Genomic DNA, 1,684 nt, shown 5'->3' with positions numbered 1-1,684 from the left:
GGGTCGAGCATGCGCAGCAGTATCTCGTAGTGGGCCCGGCCGTCGATCTCCCCGGAGGCCGGGACGATGGGCTGGCAGAGCAGCCGGAAGCGGTCGCCGCGCAGCGCGTCGTGCAGCTCCTGGGCCCATTCCATACCGCTGCGGTAGAGCTGCAGCGCCGTGTCCTCGGTGTCGTAGACCTGTACACGGTTGCGTCCACCATCCTTCGCCAGGTGGCAGGCGGCGTCGGCGGCGCCGAGCACCATCGCGGCGTCGCCGGCGTAGGCATCAACGGGGACGACGCCGATGCTCGCGGTGATCTGGAACGAGCGCCCGTCGGAGACGAAGTGCATGGCCTCGATCGCGCTCCGGTGGCCGTCGGCGATCTCCAGTGCCCGGCTCAGGTCGCAGTCGCGCAGCAGCAGCGTGAACTCGTCGCCGCCGAAGCGCGCGAGCACATCCCCGTGGTGGACACGCTCGTGCAGCAGCTGGGCGACCTGACGCAGCAGGGCGTCGCCCGCGCTGTGGCCGGCGGTGTCGTTGATCACCCGGAACTGGTCGACGTCGAGGTAGCACAGAGCGTGCTGCTCCGAGCCGGTGCGGCAGTCGAGCACCGCCTGCTCCAGCGCCGTTTCGAATGCGGTGCGGTTGGGCAGGCCGGTGAGGGGGTCGTGGGTCGACTGGTGGCGCAGTTCCGCCTCGATGGCGCGCAGGGACGATAGGTCGCGCATGACCACCAGCACCCGCCCGGGGCGGTCGCCGCCAGGCAGCGTGCGCAGGCGCACCTCCACCGGGATGGTGGCGCCCCTGGCGGTGGTGAGCTGTGTCTCGTAGCGGTGCGGGGTGCCCTGGCGGACCTGATCCAGGAGATGGGCGCCGGCGCGCAGGGCGCCGCCGGCGATCCCGCCCGGCTCCTCGCCGATGACCTCTCCGCGGCTGTAGCCCGTGGCCTCGAAGAACTGCCGGTTCGCCGACTGAATGCGCCCGTCCGGCCCCACCAGCAGGATCAGGTCCAGCGAGGCGTCGTGGATCGCCGCCAGTTCCGCCATCGAGTGGCGCAGCGCCGCCTCGGTCTCCTTGCGCTCGGTAATGTCGAACAGAAAGGCGTCGATGCGCATGCCGTCGCCGTCGCGGATCGTGGGAGTACCCAGGTGCAGGACCCAGCGGACGCTGTCGTCGCCCAGCCGGATACGGTGCTCCACGTCGTACGGCCGGCCGCGGCTCACTGCGCGGTCGATGGCGCGGGTCAGCATGGCGCGGTCGTCCGGGTGAATGAGCGTGTCCCAGTGGTCATGGCCGGTGCGCAGCCGCCAGGCCCCCTGGCCGAAGAAGGTGGCGCCCTCGGTGGCAAGCAGCTCGGGCGCGCTGCCGCTGACCCAGTGCATGCGCAGGGCCACGCCGGGGAGGTTATCGAGGATGGCCTGGATGCGCTCCTCGCTCTCGCGCAGGTCGCGGGTACGCCGGCGCACGCGGGCGTCGAGCACGAAGTTGCCCGCCAGCAGGACGATGACGGCGATACCGAAGAAGCCCAGGATCCAGAAGACCCAGAAGGGCAGGATCCATTCCGGTTCGTCGCGGACACCGAGCCACCGGGACTGGAGACGGTAGTAGACGGAATCAGGGTCGGACTTGAGGGTGCGGACCGCCGTGTCGAGCTGCTCGCGCAGCGCCGCGCCGCTGGCGGCCTCCAGGGAAACGGCGAAGT

The 1,684-nt window shown here is 70.8% G+C and carries 1 protein-coding gene; it reads right to left on the bottom strand.

Translation table 11 applies throughout. The features are described 5' to 3' along the window. On the bottom strand, window positions 1-1,684 hold a 1,684-nt coding region (locus G7A99_RS04960; protein WP_163139087.1), incomplete at both ends, for a diguanylate cyclase.

This window comes from Arhodomonas sp. KWT (assembly GCF_010993615.1).
This window is presented reverse-complemented; position numbering and strand designations above follow the sequence as displayed.